The organism is Herbidospora mongoliensis (assembly GCF_001570545.1).
GTDB lineage: Bacteria > Actinomycetota > Actinomycetes > Streptosporangiales > Streptosporangiaceae > Herbidospora > Herbidospora mongoliensis.
On record NZ_BBXD01000022.1, the window covers coordinates 275,803 to 295,134 of the forward strand.

Sequence of the window (19,332 nt, forward strand, 5' to 3'; positions counted from 1 at the left end):
GAACTGAGTAAGCGAGAGGTGATATGCCCGAGGATGTCCCCGCCATCGAGCTTGACGGCGTCGTCAAGGAATACCTCTCGCATGGCGAGACGGTGCAGGCGGTCAAGGGTGTCAGCCTGACGATCGGCGAGGGGGAGTTCTTCTCCCTCCTCGGTCCGTCCGGGTGTGGCAAGACGACGACGATGCGCATGATCGCGGGGTTCGAGGAGCCCACCAAGGGCCTCGTCAAACTCCTCGGGCAGGACGTCACCGACGTCCCGCCCAACAAGCGCGACATCAACATGGTCTTCCAGTCGTACGCGCTGTTCCCGCACATGAACGTATGGGAGAACGTCGCGTTCGGGCTGCGCCGCAAGAAGGTGGCGGAGGCCGAGATCAAGCAGCGGGTGGGCGACATCCTGGAGATCGTCGACCTCACGGGCCGGGAGAAGCGGCGTCCCCGGGAGATGTCCGGCGGCCAGCAGCAGCGGGTGGCACTCGCCCGTGCGCTGGTCAACCGGCCCCGGGCGCTGCTGCTCGACGAACCGCTGGGCGCCCTCGACCTGAAGCTGCGCCAGCAGATGCAGACCGAGCTCAAGCGCATCCAGCGCGAGGTGGGCATCACGTTCGTCTACGTGACCCACGACCAGTCCGAGGCGCTCACGATGAGCGACCGGATCGCGGTCATGAACGACGGCCTGGTCGAGCAGCTCGCGGCGCCGCGGGAGATCTACGAGCGGCCCGCGTCGAAGTTCGTGGCCGGGTTCATCGGCACGTCCAACCTGCTCAGCGGCACGGTGGACGCGGCCGACGGCGACCTTCTGGTGGTCCGCCTCGGTGAGCAGGACCGCATCCTCGTGCCGGGCACGGCGGCGGTCGGGGACACCGTCGACCTGACCGTACGGCCGGAGAAGATCACGATCTCGACCGAGCAGCCCGAGGCCGGGCTGAGCATGGTCAAGGGCACCGTGGGCGAGCTCACCTACCTGGGCACCTACAACAGCTACGCGGTCGCGCTGGCCGACGGCACCGAGATCACGGTCTTCCAGCAGAACGCCATCGACAGCTCGACCACCGCCGAACGCGGGGACGCGGTGTGGTTGTCGTGGCGTCCGCAGCACTCTTACACACTGTCGTAACCGGGGGAAATCTCCAGATAACGTCAGAAAAGTACAGCTAGGATCGACCGCTCTTCTCCCCTCGGAGCCTTGATGAACAATCCCCTCCTGCGTGGTCTGACGCAGTCCCGATACTCCCGTCGTGACGCCATGCGCGTCGCCGGCTTCTCCGCCGCCGGGCTCGCCCTGGCCGCCTGTGGCGTGTCGGGTCAGAAGCCCCCCGCCGCCGCGCCGAGCGAGGCCGCGAGCGCCGCCGCCGACTTCTGGTCGACCCAGAAGAAGAACGGCAAGGTCGTGTTCGCCAACTGGCCCGAGTACATGCCCGAGGACCAGGCCCCGCTGAAGCAGTTCCAGCAGGCCACCGGGATCTCGTACGAGTACTCGGAGGTCATCCAGGAGAACGCCGAGTTCTTCGGCAAGTCGGAGCCGCAGCTGCGGGCCGGCCAGCCGCTCGGCTACGACATCATCGTGATGACCAACGGGGTTCATCTCGGCAAGATGCTCCAGCTCGGCTACCTGGTCGCCCTCGACCACAAGCAGCTGCCGAACTTCGCCGCCAACGCCGGCGCCAAGTACAAGAACCCGGCCTACGACGCGAACAACACGTACACGATCCCCTACCAGGCGGGCGTGACGGGCATCGCGTACAACACCAAGTACGTCGACGAGGACATCACCAGCATCGCGTCCCTGTTCGACAAGAAGTACGAGGGCAAGGTCGGCATGATGGCCGACGCGCAGGAAGTGGCCAACTTCGGCATGTTCGCCACGGGTGTCGACCCGGACAAGTCGACCCAGGCCGACTGGGAGAAGGCCGCCGCCAAGCTCAAGGAGCAGCGCGACCAGGGCATCGTCCGCAAGTACTACGCGCAGGACTACATCGACGCCGTCGCCAAGGGCGACATCTGGCTGAGCCAGGCCTGGTCGGGCGACGTGTTCCAGCGGCAGCTGGCCGGGGAGCCGGTCAAGTTCGTGGTGCCCCAGGAGGGCGGCACGATCTGGATCGACAACATGGCCATCCCGAAGGGCGCCGCCAACCCGGTCGACGCGCTGATGTTGATGGACTTCCTGTACAAGCCCGAGGTCGCCGCCGAGCTGACCGACTACATCCAGTACGTCACCCCGGTGAACGGCGTGCAGCAGATCCTGGCCGCCAAGGACGACAAGGACTCCAAGGCCCTGGCCGAGAGCCCGCTGATCTTCCCGACCGAGGCCGACTACGCCAAGCTCCGCAGCTACCGGACCCTGACCAACGCCGAGGAGCCGATCTTCAACGGGCTCTTCCAGACCATCACCCAGGGCTGACCGAATGAGACGCTGGACGCCTTACTGGCTGGCCCTGCCCGCGTGGCTGTGGCTCGCCATCTTCCTGGTGGTCCCCATCGCGGCCATGGCCTCGGTGTCGCTGACCACGGGCAACCTCATCGACGGGTTCGCGCAGACGTTCAGCGTCTCCAACTATTCGGACGCGATCGCCAAGTACAGCACGCAGTTCCTGCGCTCGCTGCTGTACGGCGGCATCGCGACAGTGATCATGCTGGTGCTCGGCTATCCGGTGGCGTACTGGATCGCCTTCAAGGCCGGGCACCGCAAGTCCATGTTCCTGTTCCTGCTGCTGCTGCCGTTCTTCGTGTCGTTCGTGCTCCGGACGATCTCGTGGGGCTTCCTGCTGGCCGACGACGGCATCCTGTTCGGCACGCTGAAGGGCTGGGGCCTGCTGCCGGAGGGCTTCCACGTGCTGGCCACGACGGTGGCGGTGATCGGCGGCCTGGTCTACAACTTCCTGCCGTTCATGATCCTGCCGATCTACGTCGCGCTGGAGCGGGTCAACCCCACGGTCATCGAGGCCGCCTACGACCTCTACGCCTCCCGGTTCGCCACGTTCCGCCGGGTGGTGCTGCCGCTGTCGCTCCCGGGCGTCTTCGCCGGAGTCCTGATGACGTTCGTGCCGGCCACCGCCGACCCGATCAACGCGCAGGTCCTGGGCGGCACGGGCAACACGATGATCGGCAACATCGTGCAGACCGAATACCTGGTCAACAGCAACTACCCGACCGCGTCGGCGATCTCGTTCACCCTGATGGCCGTGCTCCTGATCGGCATCTTCATCTACGCACGTGCGCTCGGCACCGAGAACGTGCTGGAGGCGGCGGCCAGATGAGAGGCAAGCTCGGAGACCGCGTTCTCTATCTGTACACGTGGCTGATCATTCTCTGGTTGTCGTTGCCCATCGCGGTGATGGTCCTTTTCGGATTCAACGACAAGCAGTCGAAGTCGAACACCTCGTGGCAGGGGTTTACGCTCAAGTGGTACCAGCAGTTGTTCGCCATCGACGGTCTGACCACCGCGCTGGTCAACTCGCTGATGATCGCTTTGATCAGCACCGTTCTCGCGACCGTTCTCGGCACTCTCCTGGGACTCGCGGTCGGCCGTTACCGCTTTCGCGGCAAGGGCATCACCGACTTCCTGATCTTCGCCGCGATCAGCACGCCCGAGCTCGTCATGGGCGCCTCGCTGCTGTCGCTGTTCGTGTCGGGCAACGCGCCGCGCGGCCACATCACGATCATCATCGCGCACACCCTCTTCTCCCTCGCGTTCGTCGTGGTGACGGTGCGAGCCCGGGTGGTCGGTCTCGACCCCTCGCTGGAGGAGGCAGCACGTGACCTCGGCGCCGGGACGTTCACCACGTTCCGCCTGGTCACGCTGCCCTCGATCATGCCGGGCGTGCTGGCGGGCGCCATGCTCGCCTTCGCCCTGTCTATCGACGACTACGTCGTGACGAGCTTCGTCAACGGCTCCACCCAGACGTTCCCTCTGTGGATCATCGGCGCCGTCAAGGTCGGCATCCCGCCGCAAGTGAACGTGATGGGAACCCTTATCTTTGGTATTGGCGTACTGCTTGCCGTGGTCAATGCCGTGTCCGCCCGAAGGAAGACGACCCACTAAGGGACGTGAAATGTGTGAGCCCCTCGCACAGCCGCACCTCTAGCACCACCCGCACGATCCGCACGACCCAGGGCAACCGCCCTGCCGGCGTTCCCGCCGCCCCCACCTGATCTGACGCTGCCGAGCCCCGTTGAGCCATGCTCCGGGGCCATGCGTGTTTCCCCGGGCCCGGTGTGACGTTCCGTCACGCCGTCATTTTCCGTACCGTAAGAAAAGAGACCTTGAATGATGACGCGTACCGCAAAAATTGTCGCGATCCCCGCCGGCGACGAACCCGTGTTGAGGCGATGATGGATCCGCGACGCGCGCTCGCCGACGCCGAGCGCAAGCCCTACTGGCTCCACGAAGACCCGGCCGAGCCCGAGACCCTGCCCCGTCTGTTCGGCCACACCACCGCTGACCTGGCCATCGTCGGAGGCGGTTTCTCCGGTCTGTGGACCGCCCTGCTGGCCAAGGAGCGCGACCCCAGACGCGACGTCGTCCTCCTCGAAGGACAGACGGTCGGCTGGGCCGCGACCGGCCGCAACGGCGGTTTCTGTCACGCGAGCCTGACCCACGGCCTGGGCAACGGGCTGGAGCGGTGGCCGTACGAGATCGCCGACCTGCACCGCATGGGCATCGAGAACTTCAACGAGATCGAAGAGACGATCAAGCGCTACGGCATCGACTGCTCCTTCGAGCGGACCGGCGAGATGAACGTCGCCACCGAGCCGTGGCAGGTCGAGGAGATGCACGAGGTCCACACGATCGGCCGTGAGCTCGGCATGGACATCCAGTATCTCGACCAGGACGAGGTCAGGGCGGAGGTCAACTCCCCGACCTACATCGCCGGCGTCTGGGAACGCGGCGAGTGCGCCATGATCGACCCGGCCCGGCTCGCCTGGGGACTGCGTCAGGTGTGCCTGAAGCTCGGGGTCCGCATGTTCGAGCACTCCCCGGTCCGCGAGATCTCCACGCTCGGCCCGTCGTTGCAGCTCAAGTCGGTGTACGGAACCGTCCGCGCCCGCCGGGTCGCCCTGGGCACCGGGGTCTACTCCCCGCTGCTGCGCCGGTTGAAGTACTACGTCGTCCCCGTCTACGACTACGCCCTGATGACCGAGCCGCTGAGCCAGGACCAGCTCGACTCGATCGGCTGGAAGAACCGGCAGGGGATGGGCGACTCGGCGAACCAGTTCCACTACTACCGGCTGACCGACGACAACAGCATCCTGTGGGGCGGCTACGACGCGGTCTACTACAACGGCGGGCAGGTCCGCCAGAACTACGACCAGCGCGACACCACCTTCAACACCCTGGCCGAGCACTTCTACGAGACCTTCCCCCAGCTGGAGGACGTGCGGTTCTCCCACAAGTGGGGCGGGGTCATCGACACGTGCAGCCGGTTCTCGGCGTTCTTCGGGACCGCGTACGGCACCCGCCTGTCCTACGCCGTCGGCTACACGGGCCTCGGCGTGGCGGCGACGAGGTTCGGCGCCAACGTCATGCTCGACCTCCTGGACGGACGTGACACCGAACGTACGAGACTCCACATGGTGCGCCAGAAGCCGGTGCCGTTCCCGCCCGAGCCCGTGCGGTCGGGGGTGATCCAGCTGACCCGTTGGTCGCTGGCCCAGGCCGACGCCAACGGTGGCCGGCGCAACGCGTGGCTGCGCACTCTCGACCGGTTCGGGCTGGGATTCGACTCGTGAGATCTTGTCGTCAACACTGAGGGAATGAGAGTCGAGTTCACCGCAGGCACCCTCCGGCTCGTCGGCGAGCTGAGGGTGCCCACGGGCCCGGGGCCCCACCCGGCGCTCGTCTTCACCGGTCCCTTCACCGGCGTCAAAGAGCAGGTCACCGGCCTGTACGCCGAGCGTTTCACCGACCTCGGCTACGTCACGCTGGCCTTCGACCACCGCAATTGGGGTGAGTCCGACGGCCAGCCCCGCCGCCATGAGGACCCGCAGGGGAAGCTCGAAGACCTGCGCGCCGCGGTGAGTTACCTGCGCGCCCGTCCCGAGGTCAGGTCCGACGCGATCGGCGCGGTCGGCATCTGCCTCGGCGGCGGCTACGCGCTGAAGTTCGCCGCCTTCGACCCCCGGGTGCGGCTGTTCGTGGGGATCGCGGGGGGCTACAACAGCCCCTACACGATGAGGTCGGGCGACTGGTGGCCCGGCGCTCTCAAGGCCTTCACCGAGGTGCTGGAGAAGCAGGACCAGGGGGCGCGGCCGGAATACATACCGGCGGTGGGAGGCCCTGACGCCGCGATGGGCGGCGACGAGCCCTTCCAGTACTACGGAACCGAACGCGGCGAGGCGTCCGGCTGGGTGAACGAGGTGACCCGGGCGTCGATGCGCGAGCTGATCACGATGGACAACATGATGGGCGCCGACTTCCTGTCCCCGAAAGCGGCCCTACTGGTGCACGGAGTGGTCGACGCCTACTGCGCGCCCGAGGGCGCCCACGAGGTGCACGCCCGGCTGTCGGAGCCGAAGAAACTGGTCTGGCTCGACGCCAAACTGCACATCGATCTGTACGACGCCGAGCCCTACGTCACCCAGGCGGTGGACGCCGTGGGTGAGTTCCTCAGCGTCCACCTGCCAGCCACCGCACGGGGTTCACACGGGTGACCAGGTCGGGCACGCCCTCGACGTCGAACAGCTTCGCGTACCCCTCACCGCCGTAGGGGGCGAGGTCGCCGCGACGGGTGATGCCCGCGCTGAACAGCACGCGTTCGCCGTGCCCGGCGTCGAGCAGCGTGAACACGTCGTCGGGGCAGGTGACCGTGACGTAGGCGCCGGTCTCGCAGATCTTGCGCTGGGCCAGCGGGTCGGCGGTCCTGACGTTGACCCGCTTCGGCGGCACCTTGTGGTGCAGCAGCGTCTCCAGCAGGGCCAGCCCGCTGGTCGCGATGGGCAGGTCGGTCCGCAGCGAGGCGCGGGCGGCGGCGATCGTCGCGCGCTCCTCCGCCGGGGTCGGGGTCTCGTCGTAGGAGGCGGTGACGATGAGCCCCGGGCGTGCGGAGGTGCCGTCGAGGCCGACCCCGATCTCCCTGAGCAGGTCACCGGTCAGGTCGTCGACGCCGGCGGGCTTGATGAGCTCACCGGCGAACGGTTCCGACCCGAACCCGGTCGCCGCGACGACCGCGACCCGGCTGCCCGCCGCCATGCGGGTGAGCGCGGTGGTGTCGCGGCCCATGCCGAGGCCGGTGTGGTCGACCACGATGGACAGGCCGAACGTCTTGTTGAGGCGGGTCAGTTCGGCGGTGACGTGGCCCTCTTCGTCCAGAAAGCGTTCCGGATCGGACTCGACCTTGACACCCCAGCGGGTGTCGGCCCGGAGGGTCTCCCAGGGGAGCACGGGACCTTCGACGGAACTGACCGGGACGGTCCCGGCGACGGTCTGGATTCGAGCCTCGAACATGACCGGACATTAGCCGATTTTGAGGCGTGATCAGGTCATTCTTGGGATTCCTTTACCCCGGAGTGTGCGTGCTTGTCGGCTCGGCGGACGCGCAGGCCAGGTACGCGGGGTCCTTCACGACGGTGATCTCATCCAGGAGCTGGGCCGCGGCCGGGACGGCGGGCGGCACGCTGCCGTCGGGGACCCAGCAGGGTCGCATGGAGTACCGACACCGGCGCGCTGCGGTCGGATCACTCTCAGTGAACATGAGTAGTCCATGCCACCAGAGTCGCCGTGGGGACGGCGGGCAGTCCCAAATCCCATTTCAGGTTGTTACTTTCGAGTGATTCCCGAGGTAGCGAATTTCGGGTTGGTCAATTTGTGCTTTATATTCCAAGTCGAAATTGTATGATGGATCGAACTGGCTGCTCAGAGGTATCTTTGGCTGTTGTCTCACATTCCTCGGGTCACACAGACTCTGGTTGGTGACCCCGTTCGGTCAGTAGTAGGGGGATTTCATGACTGAGCAGGCAGAAATGATCGCGATTGTTGGAGCGGCGGCCGCCGCATTGGTTGCGGAAATGGCAAAGGATAGCTGGGGATCCATTCGAGAGATTGCTGTTCGCTTGTTCGGGCGCGGAGGTGCAGTAGAAGAGCAGCGGCAGCTTGAGCGCTTGGATTCAGACCGCAATAATTTGGAGACGCTCAGTGAAGATGAAATCAGGGAACGCTGGCGCAGGAGATTCATAACTCTTCTAGAAGACCATCCGGAGGCACTCGCCGATCTGAAACTATTGTCTACGTATCAACTCGAGAGACCCGCTGCTTCGACCAATCAAAGTGCGTCCCATAATAGTGGACCAGTCATCCAGATCGGCAGAGATAACAGTGGTGACCTCAGCGCCGGTGGTAGGTAGCATGACGGAAGAACCATACGAAATTTATGGCGCAGTGCAGTCGGTGATGAATAGTCGCGCTCCTGTCGTACAGGTTGCCGGCAATAATACCGCGCCCATTAATATTCTTCGACGCCCAAAGCTCCGGACCGTGAGGATAATTGAAGGCGATCGCAACGCGGCGAGATTTCCGCTGTGGGTTGAAACGAACAGTGCGATTCGTGCAGCCGAGATCATGCGCCAAAGCGGGCTAGCGGTCATCCAGGGGCCATCCGGCACGGGAAAGCGGACATCGGGTATCCATGGCTTGGAGGTCGGGCTAGGACCTTCTTCTTGCGAGAAGCTATTTGAGATTGCCGCTGACTGGGACGAAGAGGAGGCACCTGATCAGGATATTCTGCCGGATCCTGTACCAGGATATGGATATCTGATTGACATAACTTCTCGCCCTGTAAAAAAAACTGCTGCGGATTGCCTCACATCTTGGGCTGATGAGCTTCGTCAGGTCGGTGCTGGCGTGATCATCACCGGAACAAGAACGGATTGGTCGGGCGATTCGCGCTACTGTGTGATGGCGGAATCTCCCGATGTAATTGAGGTGGCACGAAGGCATCTAGTCGCCGAAAACGATGGAGAGGGACATGCCAGGTGGCTCTGGCCGTCCGATGAAGATGGCCACGGCATTGATATATTTGCGAATCTGATCACTCCGAGAATGAGCCCCGCCGATGCTGTTGACGCAGTGATGCGCTTTAGGCGTATCGAGCTCAGTCGGATCAATGACGCCTACGAGCTCTACAGCAACCTCGCCGACCAACAGGTCCGCGAGCAAGGATTCTCCAGGCTGAATGAGATCAGAGATGAGGTATTGCAGTGGCCTGATTTCCTCGAGCAAAAACTTACTGGAGCGGGGGTCCGTGGCAGGGACCGGCTCATGCTCCTTTCGGCGGCATTCCTTGAGAATGAGCCGGTCGAGCTGTGTCTGAGAGCCGCAGCCGAGTTTTACAAGAATGATTCTATTAACCCACGCCGTTTTCGGGAAGGGAAGAGTCCGCGGCGTCGGATGGAGGACATGGGCGTCACGATTTCAGAAGTCGACACCGTGACCTTTGCGGCAAAGCCGGGATTGGCAGCCTCTGTCATTAGGATGGATTGGCATCACTGGCCAGACGAACGTGTGGCAACGGTTGACTGGATCAATCGGATCTCTGCGCGCAATGGGGTTGCATCTGGATGTTTGCAGGGCATCGGTCGTAGGCTTCTAGAAATCTCGAAGAAACCGGCAGACTCGCCATTCTTTGAAGTTCTCTCCGCCTGGATCGGGGCTTGTAGCGAAACGGACGATCGCATACCTGTGATTGCAGATCTAGTGAACAAGGCGGCAGAAGTCGAGGAACTTCGCAGGGAAGTCCATAGGCTTTTGCTCGTCTGGGCGAAAGGGGACAGCGTTCCGCATCGTTTGGTGGCCGCAAGAGTTTGCAATCTTCGCTATGGCATTCGATGGCCACGAATCGGTCTTGTGAGAATTCGCCATCTGCTTTCTCGGGATGACGCGGCAGCGAGCGTGGCTGCCAAGGCGATGATCACCTATGCTCTGATCAGCGATGAGAATAAAACGCGGGTGATTTCAACTGTTAGGTCGTGGTTGGAGAAACACCCCACGCAGGCCTCAACTAGCCGGGCATTCCTTTCCTTGGTCCATTCGGCGGAGCCGCCTGGTGTCATCGACTCTCTGTTGAGATTGGTCTCTGGAGACGTCAAGATCCATGATTTCCTGGTATCGGGATGGGCCACCGCCTTGTCTCAACCCGAGGTGCATCGTCAGGCATATACCACACTTCGGACTTGGGCAAGTGGCGTTCAGGCTGGATGGCTTGACCGGGACGTGACATACGGCTTGCTATCCGAGATTCGAGACGCCCATACTCCGATCGACGCGCTGTCGCATTTCCTCTATGGAATGCCGGAAGAAGATGATCAAGCGCTGATCAATGCCCGGGTAGCCCTGGCGAATCTTCCGGTCTGTGATCACGGTCATCGTGCTTACGTGAGACCGCCGTTGTCTCATGATATGTCCGGAGACCTTCATGCTAATAAGATAGAAGAATAGGTGGGACCTTAGAGGTGAACACTGCTCTTGCTGAGCCGACACTCAGCATGCCAGCTTTTCAGGGTCCTTAATGACGGCGATCTCGTCTAGGAGTTGGGCCTCGGCCGGTATGGTCGGCGGCGTGCTGCCGTCGGGCACCCAGTAGACCCGGATGTCGTATTCATGGTCGGCATCGCGAGGGTCCTCGGTTCCGATGTGTACCGGCGCCTGCCAGCGTCCCTCTTCGGCCAGTTGATGACGGAGCACCTCCTGTACGGAGGTGGAGACTTCGTCCGATCCGCCGACGATCAGCCACAGCTTTCCGGCGTCGGGCGGAATGGCAGTGAGGCTGACAGTCGAACACGTCGGGGTGAACCGGCCGTCGACTGGGTGGGTGATGTGCACCATCCCGTAGTTGACCGCGAGCGGCGCCCGCGCGGCGGCGACCGGAGGTGCGACCCCGGCGTGGCGCAGCAGCGAGACGGCCAGTCCGGCGGTCATCAACGAGAATCCGGCGACGATGAAAGGCGTAAGTCGGGACTTGGTGGATTTGTTGGAAAGGCTGACCACTAAAAGGGTCAAAGCGGCGAATCCGGCGAACAGACTGACCGGTCCGAGGTATTTGTCGGACAAATCCGAATCCACGAATGGCCAGGTCACCGCCACCGCAACCCCTGTGACAGCGGCCGCAATACTCTTCATGACGGGAGTATGGGGGAACCGCCACAGATCATTTGAGTAAATCTGATTCACCGCCCCTTTCATGAAAAAGGGGCGGTGTATGTTCAGCCGTTCAGTGCGATTTCCGGCTGCTTCGCCGGGGTGAACGCGCGCAGGCCGACCTTGCCCACATTCGCCAGGGCGATCACCAGGAAGATCTCCAGGACGACCACGATCCGTTCCAGCAGCCCGAAGTAGGTCTCGCCGCCGATCAGCGCCGACACCGGCGACGTCGGGTGGCTCAGCAGGTAGCACGCCAGGATGACCCCGCTCGCCCGCGCCAGCAGGCCCGCCGCCCCGAGCGGCCCCCGCCGCGTCAGGATCCAGCCGGCCACCGGCAGCGAGGTGAACACCGCCGCCGTCGACCAGCGGTGGATCTCACCGCTGAGCGACGTCACGGTGGTGGACACGTCGGTCGGGAAGACGGTGGCCAGCACCAGGCCCGCCGCCGCGATGATCAGGAGCACCCGGGTCGCGGCGGTGCGCGACGGGTCGAACCGGGTCAGGGTCCACGAGGTCGCGACGCAGCCGGCCGCCAGGGCCATCATGCCGAGGGCGAAGACGGTCTCGGTCATGGTGCTGGTGACGGCGTAGTCGCTCAGCAGGCCCGTCATCGGGTCGATGAGGTCGAAGAAGAAGAGGTGCAGGGCCAGCATCAGGAGCAGGGCCGTCGCCGGGCCGGCCGTGGCCAGCAGGATCATGGTTCCCCCGGATCAGTGGACAGCGGATATGGGTGCGCGGTGCACGAGTTCCCCGTAGATCGCCTCGAAACGGGCCAGCGACTGCTCGTGGGTGTGGGTCGCGGCCAGGGTGAGGCTGGCCCTGGCCATCGCGGCGCGTTCCTCCTGGTGGGTCAGGATGAACTTGAGGTGGCGGGCCAGCTCCGAGACGTCCCCGTGCGTGTAGAGGTGGCCGTTGCCCTCGATCAGGTGCGGCAGCGCCATCGCGTTGGCGGCGACGATCGGCAGGCCGCTCGCCATCGCCTCCAGGGTGGCGATGCTCTGGAGTTCGGCCGTGCCGGGCATGCAGAACACGTCGGCGACGGCGTACGCCTGGGGGAGGTCCGCGTCGGAGACGAAGCCGAGGAACTTCACGTTGTCCCCGGCGCCGACCCGGTGGGCCAGCTTCTCCAGCGTCTCGCGGCGGTTGCCCTGGCCGACGAAGACGGCCTGGCAGTCGAGGTCGTTGAGCAGCTTCGGCAGGGCCAGCACGATCTCTTCGAGGTGCTTCTCCTCGTCGAGGCGGCCGACGAACAGGATCGTCGGACGCTCCGGCACGCCGAACCGGCGGCGCGCCCAGCCCTGCGGCTGCGGATGGAACCGCGACAGGTCGATGCCGCACGACACCGGCTCGACCTCGCTGCGCAGCCCCTTGGCCGAGAGCAGGTCGGCGGCCAGCGGGGTCGGCGTGGTGACGCGGTCGGCCCGCTCGAAGATGCGGTTGAGGTCCTTCCAGGCCAGCTCGCCGACCCGGCGGCGGAGCCGGGTGGGCACACCGGTGAACTGGAAGAGGTTGTCCGGCATGAAGTGGTTGGTGGCCACCACGGGCAGCCCGGCCCGCTTGGCGGCGGCCACGGCGGAACGGCCGACCACGAAGTGGCCCTGGGTGTGCACGACATCGGGGGAGATCCGCCGGACCAGCCGGTCCATCGTGCGGCCGAGCCCGGCCGGGACGGTGAACCGCATCGTCGGGTGGACCATCAGGCGGGCCGACCTGAGCCGGTGCACGAGCACGCCGTCCATCACGTCGGTGACCGGTGGGCCGTCGTCGGAGGAGCACACGACGTGCACCTCCGACCCCCGGGCCGCCAGGCCGGAGGCCAGACGGTGGGTGAAATAGGCCGCGCCGTTCACATCAGGCGGGTAGGTGTCGGACGCGATCAGCACCCTGCGGGGGCTGGACTGCGCTACCGACGCCTCGGCGAGGGTGAGGCTCATGGGGGCTCCGTTCACCTTGACAGGGGGGTGGTTCTGGCGAGCGCGACCGTTCCGGCCGCCGCCAGGGCCGCGGCCGCGACGGCGGCCAGACCGTTGGCGGGGAGGGGCTCACCGAGCAGCAGCGCGCCGAAGGACACCGCGGTCACCGGGTCGGTGACCTGTAACGCCGCGAACGCCACGCCGAAGTGCCCGATCGCGTACGCCTTCTGGAGCAGCATCAGTGCCCCGATCAGCGGGATCGGCAGGGCGAGGGCGAACCACAGCTGCGATGGCCAGCCGTCGGCGATGACCCGCATCAGGGTGGACGCGGCGCCGTACATGATCCCGGCGGAGACGGCCAGCAGGGCGGTGCGCCCCGGTGGCCTGATCCGGGCGGCGGCGGCCAGGCAGACGAGGGCGGCGGCGCCCGCGAGACCCAGCATCAGGGTGAGCTCGGCGCCGGTCATCCTCGGGGGTTGCGAGGAGACCGGAACCATCAGGACCAGCGCGATCAGGCCGATCGCGACCATCGCTCCTGCGGCCAGCTCGTGCCTGGACGTCTTGCGTCCGTGCAGGGCGGCGGCGATGGGGAGCGCGAACAGCAGGCTGGCCACACCCATGGGTTGCACGATCGTCAGCGGACCGATGCTCAGCGCGTAGATGTGCAGGAGTCCGCCCGCGGCGATCACCGCTCCGCCGAGCAGCCAGCGCGGCCGGCGCAGCAGCACCAGCACGCGGGGCTCGTTCGCGGTCGCCGCCACGTGCTGCTGGAGGGCGGCGCCGAGGGCGAAGAAGAGCGAACCGACTAGGGCTACGGCCGCCGATGGCGCTGCCGCGAGCATGCTCATGGTGCGGACTCCTCTCCCCTGGATGAAGCCATGGCACAGTGGCCGGAACGCCGCGAATTGGCGTCCGGTTCGGGAACTCGTGGGAGATTTCCGCTTCGTGCCTGACTGCTAACCGCAGCCTGGTTCAAACGGGAGAGAGATCCATCCGGGATCGCCCCTGAGATGACGGCCGGTCATCCCTGGCGCGACCCCGGGGGGCTTTTCAGCTCATGGTCTTGCCGCCGTTGACGGCGATCCGCTGCCCGGTGACGAAGCGGGAGCCGTCTGCGGCGAAGAACGCGACCGTGTCGGCGACGTCGGCGGGCGTGCCCATGTGGCTCAGGGCGAGGGTCTTCGTGTACGACTCGTAGCTGTCCGCCGCCACGTCCGCGTGGCGTTCGACGGGGATCCAGCCGGGCTCGACGGTGTTGACCGTGATGCCGAAGGGCCCCAGGGCGCGGGCCCACGATCGGGTCAGGCCGTGCATGGCCATCTTGGCGGCGACGTACTGGGCGAACTCGGGATTGCCCAGGTCGGCGACCTCGCTGCCGATGTTGATGATCCGGCCGGTGCCGGCCTCCTTCATGCCGGGCAGCACCGCCTGGAGGATCAGCAGCGGCGCCTTGACGAAGAACTTCAGCTGGTCGAGGTGGTCGTCCCAGGTCTGGTCCTCGACGGGGATCTCCGGCTGCGGGCCGGTGGCGTTGTTGACCACGACCGCGATCGGCCCGGCGGCGGCGAGCGCGGCGGCGACCTCCTCCTCGGAGGTCACGTCGAACTTCACGATCTCGATCGAATGACCCTGAGCCCGCACCCGCCCGGCGACCGCGGAGGCCCCGGCGGTGTCGTGGGCGTAGTTGAGCAGGACGTGCCAACCGTCGGCGGCGAGACGTTCGGCGATGACGGCGCCCAGCCCGCGGCTGGCACCGGTGACGAGAGCTTTTCCGACAGACCTTTCAACAGACAAGGGAAGTCCTTTCACACACGCACGGGGACAGGTGCCGATACTCGTGGACGCAGCACCGGCGCCGCCAGGGCGATCGCCGCCACCGCCCCGGTGACCAGCAGGAACGAAACTCGGGGTGAGAAGGCGTCGGCGATCACACCGAAGAGCGTGGGGCCGCCGAGCCCGGCGAACAGTGTCAACATGGCGACCCCCGACACGCCTTCCCCGGGGGTGGGCGCGGCGTCGGCGGCGGCGCTGAACGCCTGCGGCACGACGGTGGCCAGCCCGAGCCCGATCAGCCCGAACCCGAGCGCCGCCACCCAGGTCACCGGCGCGAACACGACCAGCGCGCCCCCGGCGAGCCCGGTCAGCGCCCCGGCCCGGACGGTCTTCACGATCCCGAGCCGGACGATCACCGCGACCGACCCCAGCCGCGACAGCGCCGACGTGCAGGCGAAGGCGACATAGGCCAGCGCCATCGCCACGGCGTCCGCCCCGGTCACGTCGCGCACGTAGATGCCCGACCAGTTGACCACGGAGCTCTCGGCGAAGGACGAGCAGAAGGCCACCAGCCCGATCGCGAGCACCGGCCGGGACGGCAGGCCGAGCCGTCGTTCCTGGACGGCGGTGTGAGGACGTACCGGAAGGGACCGGGCGGCCAGCGCGGCGCCGCTCGCGGACAGGACCGCGACGGCGCCGAGATGGAGCGGCGCGGCGATCTCCAGAGAGGCGGCCAGGGCGCCGACCCCGGCGCCGATCAGCATGCCGACCGACCACATGCCGTGCAGGCGGGTCATGATCGGCTGTCCGGCGGCCTTCTCGATGCCGGACGCCTCCGCGTTGACCGCGACATTGGAGATCCCGGCGGCGGCGCCGTAACAGGCGAGGGCCAGGCAGAGGACGGGAAGACTGGGGGAGAGGGCGGGCAGCCCGAGGGCGAGGCAGTACACCGGGACGAAGATCGCGGTGGCGTTCCGCGCCCCGAAGCGGGCTAACAGGGGCCCGGCGGCGAGCAGACCGACGACGGACCCGCCCGCCGTGGCCAGGAGGACGAGACCGAGGGTGGTGGCCGACAGACCCAGGTGTTCCTGGATCCAGGGGATGCGCGTGGACCAGCTTCCGGCCACCAACCCGTGGCTCAGGAAGACCAGCGAGATCGCGCGACGCATTTCATACTCCTGTAGATCAGAGGGGTACGATCAAATTAACAGTTAGGCTTCCTGATGATTAAGGCGACCCCCCGCACCGCGCGGGCGATCAATGACCGCATGGCCCTCGACCTCCTGGTCGAGCAGGGCCCGCTGACCGCCCCGCAGCTGCGCGAACTGACCGGTCTGTCCCGCCCGTCGGTCTCCGACCTGATCGACCGCCTCCACGACTCGGCGCTCATCGAACCGGCCGGGGAGACGGGCGCCGACCGGCGCGGCCCGAATGCCCGCCTCTGGCGCGTGGCGGCGGCTCGCGCCCATGTGGTGGGCGTCGACGTGCGCCCCGACCACGTGAGCGCGGTCTGCGCCGATCTCGCGGGCCAGACGGTCGAAGAAGCCGTTCTGCCCGGTCAGCCCGGCATCGTGGCGGCCGTCCGCGCGGTGGCCTGCCGCGGAAACCCGCTGCACACCGTCATCGTCGGCGCTCCCGGCCACGGCTCCCGCCACGCCCTGGCCGAACAGGAGCAACTGGGCGCCCGCGTGGTGATAGAGAACGAGGTCAACCTGGCCGCCATCGCGGAACACCGCGCCGGAGCGGCCGTCGGCCGCGCCGATTTCGCCCTGCTCTGGCTCGACGCCGGCACGGGCGGCGCGCTGGTCCTCGACCACAAGCTCCGCCGGGGCATGTCCGGCGCGGCCGGCGAGGTCGGCTTCCTCCCGCTACGCGGCGGTGACCTGCACGAACTCGTCTCCGCGGTTCCCGGTTCCCTCGACGAGCTGGCCGACCGGGTGGCGCTGGGCGTGGCCACGATCGTGGAGGTCGTCGACCCGGGCCTCGTCGTGCTGGGCGGCGGCATCGGCCACGCGGGCGGTGAGGATCTGTCCGTACGGGTTCAGCGCGCCGTCGAGGCGATCTGCCCGGTGCCCGTGGAGGTCAGGGCGAGCCAGGTCACCGACAACCCGGTCCTGCTCGGCGCGACCCTGCTGGCCCTCGATGCGGCCAGGGACGAGACCTTCGGCTAGTTCGACGTCCAGATCGACAGGTTGAGCGCCCCGGCGTAGGTCACCCAGAGCAGATAGGGCACCAGCAGCCACCCCGCGGCCTGCCGCCGCCGGAAGAACATCACCAGGTTGACCAGGATCGCCACCCACAGCAGCGAGATGTCGGCGAACGCCCACCCGTAGAGCCCGGCGCCGAAGAACAACGGCGTCCACAGGGCGTTGAGGACGAGTTGGACGGCGTAGGGAACGAAGGAACGGTCGAACCCGCGAGCCTCCCAGACCAGCCACCCGGAGATCGCGATCAGGATGTAGAGCACCGTCCAGGCGGGCCCGAACAGCCACTGCGGCGGCGCCCACGAGGGCAGCTCAAGCCGGCTGTAGACAGCTCCGGCGTTGGAGGCGGCGAGCCCGCCGACCACCGCGACCAGCGCCACGACCAGCGCGAACACGACGAGGCCAGGCCAGCGATGACGGGTCAGGGTGCTCATGGGGCAACCCCTGCCCGCGGCGGATCAGGTCAAGCGGGCTCGGCGTGCATCCGGTTCAGCACCCGCCGGAACGCCCAGATCGACCCCGCGAACGCCACCCCGGTGATCAGGGCCACCGCCGAGGTGCGCACCAGCAGATAGGTCGAGACGTTGTTGTGCAGCAGCAGCCAGATGCTCACAGCGGAGTTGCACAGGAGCACGAACGCCCACAGCAACGTGATCCGCGCGAAGAACTGCCGCATCCGCGCGTGCTTCAGCACGAACTGCGGAAGATGGATGTAGTCGAGCGTCAGCCGCTGGACCAGCGGCTTGTTCAGCCGCACGGAGGCCAGGAAGGCGATCGCGATACAGATCGTGCCGAGCTCGGGCTGGATGAAGTAGACCACCGCATCCCCGCTCCACCACCCCAGCAGCGCCCGCACGGTGATCGCGATGGCCGCGAGCACCATGGTCCCCGGCACCGGCCGCCGCCGGACCAGCCGATAGGCGACCCCGAAGTAGACCCAGGTCACCGCAGCGATGAGCCCGCCGTCGAGCCCGAGCAGCGCGAAGGCCGTGTAGAACACGACCAGCGGAGCGACCACCCCTTCGAGCAGCCGGGGAACCGCCGTACGGAGCAGGGCGGTCAGCCGGGGCAGGGCGAATTGAGGGTGGTTCATGCTGCTCCTTTGGGCGTCGGAGCACCGACGCTAAAGCTTCAGCGCCTACCCATGGGGTGGTGTGTGAAAACCCGTTGGGGAGGCCGTGGCCGATCCGTTACATTACCCCACCCTCAGGGGTGCCCGGGGTTAACCCCTAGGGGACATGTACTGAGTTAGAGGGATGTAACCCTCTTGGCTGAAGGGGATCCCGGCTCCTTTAGTCAGCTTTACCGAAGTCATTCCAAGTTTGCCCGCAATGTCATGGAAACCCCTGTTAGCACTCGGTTGGTGTAGCTACAGTCCGTTTGTGCAGATCGTTCCAGGAGGGGTGACGTGACGGCCGAGGGCGAGAAAGCGGACATCCGTGCGGCGGAGCGGTCTGAATGATCCCGCGCCGGGTATTCCCGCTCGTCTTCCTACTGTTCGCGGTCACCGTCACACAGTCGATCGTCGCCACGATGAAGGTCACCGACCTGCGGGAGAGCATTTCCCGCCTGCACCACGAGACCGGTTCGAGCGCCGAGACGGGCCGGGCGGCTAACCCAGGCTCGTCGTCGCCAGCTTCGCGCCGAACCCGAGGAACACCGCCCCCACACCGGTGGTGAGCCCCGCCGTCAGCGCCTTCCGCCGCCTGAACTGCCCGGCCAGGAACGTCCCGCCAAAGATCAGCGCCGACAGGTAGAGCACCGAGAACACCTGCAGGATCGCCCCCAGGATCAGGAACGACAGCGCGGGCGCCGCGTATCCGGGGTTCACGAACTGGATGAAGAACGACACGAAGAACAGGATCGCCTTCGGGTTCAGCAGGCTGATGACCAGCGCCTTGCGGAACGGATCGGGCGAGGGCGCCGGAGTCTCGACGCCGCCGGTCATGGTCTTGGTGCGCCACGCCCCCCAGATCATGGTGATCCCGATGTACGCCAGATACGCCGCCCCGGCGTACTTGACGATCGTGAAGACCAGTTCGTTGGACATGAGCAGCGAGGCGGCCCCGGCCGCCGAGGCGACCATCAGGACCGAGTCGCCGATGAAGACGCCGGCCGACGCGCGGTAGGCGTCGCGGACGCCGCGCTGGGCGGCGGTGGAGAGCACGAACAGGGAGTTCGGGCCGGGGAGGAGGACGATCAGAAACGCGCCTATGACATAGGTCCATATGTCGGTGATGCCGAAGAACACGACGTCACGATACCGCTCGCACCTTTACCCACAATTCCTATTTGTTTAGTATGAAATGC

General features: G+C 66.2%; 20 protein-coding genes. 9 read left to right on the forward strand and 11 right to left on the reverse strand.

The features are described 5' to 3' along the window. Positions 1–23 precede the first annotated feature (23 nt). From AW272_RS33225 to AW272_RS33250, 6 genes are all read left to right on the forward strand, one after another. Positions 24–1,118 carry an ABC transporter ATP-binding protein gene (locus AW272_RS33225; protein WP_066373554.1) on the forward strand — a complete coding sequence of 365 codons (1,095 nt, stop codon included), beginning with the start codon at positions 24–26 and terminating at the stop codon, positions 1,116–1,118. 72 nt (positions 1,119–1,190) lie between these two features. Continuing rightward, the gene (locus tag AW272_RS33230) at positions 1,191–2,402 is read left to right on the forward strand and encodes an ABC transporter substrate-binding protein (protein ID WP_066373556.1); all 1,212 of its coding nucleotides are present in this window, start codon (positions 1,191–1,193) and stop codon (positions 2,400–2,402) included. A gap of 4 nt (positions 2,403–2,406) precedes the next feature. Further along, positions 2,407–3,258, forward strand: coding sequence for an ABC transporter permease (locus tag AW272_RS33235; RefSeq protein WP_066373558.1), 852 nt, complete (start codon positions 2,407–2,409; stop codon positions 3,256–3,258). After that, complete coding sequence (locus AW272_RS33240; RefSeq protein WP_066373560.1) at positions 3,255–4,043, forward strand: ABC transporter permease; 789 nt, start codon at positions 3,255–3,257, stop codon at positions 4,041–4,043. Before AW272_RS33235 ends, AW272_RS33240 begins: the two co-directional genes overlap by 4 nt. A 290-nt stretch (positions 4,044–4,333) precedes the next feature. Beyond that, a complete protein-coding gene (locus tag AW272_RS33245) occupies positions 4,334–5,731 on the forward strand; it encodes an NAD(P)/FAD-dependent oxidoreductase (protein ID WP_066373650.1) in 1,398 nt (465 codons plus the stop codon). Between the two features lie 24 nt (positions 5,732–5,755). After that, positions 5,756–6,652: an alpha/beta hydrolase gene (locus AW272_RS33250; protein ID WP_066373561.1), complete on the forward strand. Its 897-nt coding sequence runs from the start codon at positions 5,756–5,758 to the stop codon at positions 6,650–6,652. Here AW272_RS33250 and AW272_RS33255 read toward each other — a convergent pair. Together AW272_RS33255 and AW272_RS33260 are read right to left on the reverse strand one after the other, a co-directional pair. Next, complete coding sequence (locus AW272_RS33255) at positions 6,609–7,445, reverse strand: phosphotriesterase family protein (protein ID WP_066373562.1); 837 nt, start codon at positions 7,443–7,445, stop codon at positions 6,609–6,611. The two genes, AW272_RS33250 and AW272_RS33255, sit on opposite strands and share 44 nt — an antisense overlap. Before the next feature lie 52 nt (positions 7,446–7,497). Further along, positions 7,498–7,644, reverse strand: a complete 147-nt coding sequence (locus AW272_RS33260; protein ID WP_157518973.1) for a hypothetical protein — start codon at positions 7,642–7,644, stop codon at positions 7,498–7,500. Positions 7,645–7,942: 298 nt separating this feature from the next. Here AW272_RS33260 and AW272_RS42695 point away from each other — a divergent pair, with 298 nt between their 5' ends. Continuing rightward, entirely contained in the window at positions 7,943–8,341 is a 399-nt protein-coding gene (locus AW272_RS42695) for a hypothetical protein (RefSeq protein ID WP_157518975.1), read from the forward strand. Position 8,342: 1 nt separating this feature from the next. Further along, on the forward strand, positions 8,343–10,430 hold the full coding sequence (locus AW272_RS42700; protein WP_157518977.1) for a hypothetical protein: 2,088 nt from the start codon (positions 8,343–8,345) through the stop codon (positions 10,428–10,430). Positions 10,431–10,472: 42 nt separating this feature from the next. On the opposite strand, the gene AW272_RS33270 is transcribed toward AW272_RS42700, so the two are convergent. From AW272_RS33270 to AW272_RS33295, 6 genes are all read right to left on the reverse strand, one after another. Continuing rightward, on the reverse strand, positions 10,473–11,111 hold the full coding sequence (locus AW272_RS33270; protein WP_157518979.1) for a hypothetical protein: 639 nt from the start codon (positions 11,109–11,111) through the stop codon (positions 10,473–10,475). An 83-nt stretch (positions 11,112–11,194) separates the two neighbouring features. Next, the gene (locus AW272_RS33275; RefSeq protein ID WP_066373570.1) at positions 11,195–11,830 is read right to left on the reverse strand and encodes a DUF998 domain-containing protein; all 636 of its coding nucleotides are present in this window, start codon (positions 11,828–11,830) and stop codon (positions 11,195–11,197) included. A 12-nt stretch (positions 11,831–11,842) separates the two neighbouring features. After that, on the reverse strand, positions 11,843–13,066 hold the full coding sequence (locus AW272_RS33280) for a glycosyltransferase (protein ID WP_066373572.1): 1,224 nt from the start codon (positions 13,064–13,066) through the stop codon (positions 11,843–11,845). Between the two features lie 11 nt (positions 13,067–13,077). After that, the gene (locus tag AW272_RS33285; protein ID WP_245657856.1) at positions 13,078–13,893 is read right to left on the reverse strand and encodes a DMT family transporter; all 816 of its coding nucleotides are present in this window, start codon (positions 13,891–13,893) and stop codon (positions 13,078–13,080) included. 202 nt (positions 13,894–14,095) lie between these two features. Continuing rightward, positions 14,096–14,839, reverse strand: a complete 744-nt coding sequence (locus AW272_RS33290; protein WP_066373574.1) for an SDR family oxidoreductase — start codon at positions 14,837–14,839, stop codon at positions 14,096–14,098. A gap of 11 nt (positions 14,840–14,850) precedes the next feature. After that, positions 14,851–15,987 (reverse strand): MFS transporter, encoded by a 1,137-nt coding sequence (locus AW272_RS33295; RefSeq protein ID WP_066373575.1) that lies wholly within the window; start codon positions 15,985–15,987, stop codon positions 14,851–14,853. Between the two features lie 54 nt (positions 15,988–16,041). Here AW272_RS33295 and AW272_RS33300 point away from each other — a divergent pair, with 54 nt between their 5' ends. Beyond that, positions 16,042–16,989: an ROK family transcriptional regulator gene (locus AW272_RS33300; RefSeq protein ID WP_218011150.1), complete on the forward strand. Its 948-nt coding sequence runs from the start codon at positions 16,042–16,044 to the stop codon at positions 16,987–16,989. On the opposite strand, the gene AW272_RS33305 is transcribed toward AW272_RS33300, so the two are convergent. The 3 genes from AW272_RS33305 to leuE form a co-directional block, all read right to left on the reverse strand. Then, entirely contained in the window at positions 16,986–17,456 is a 471-nt protein-coding gene (locus AW272_RS33305) for a TspO/MBR family protein (RefSeq protein ID WP_083958968.1), read from the reverse strand. The two genes, AW272_RS33300 and AW272_RS33305, sit on opposite strands and share 4 nt — an antisense overlap. A gap of 29 nt (positions 17,457–17,485) precedes the next feature. Continuing rightward, positions 17,486–18,115, reverse strand: a complete 630-nt coding sequence (locus AW272_RS33310) for a VC0807 family protein (RefSeq protein ID WP_066373577.1) — start codon at positions 18,113–18,115, stop codon at positions 17,486–17,488. Positions 18,116–18,634: 519 nt separating this feature from the next. After that, positions 18,635–19,273, reverse strand: a complete 639-nt coding sequence (gene leuE, locus AW272_RS33315) for a leucine efflux protein LeuE (RefSeq protein WP_066373579.1) — start codon at positions 19,271–19,273, stop codon at positions 18,635–18,637. Positions 19,274–19,332 lie beyond the last annotated feature (59 nt).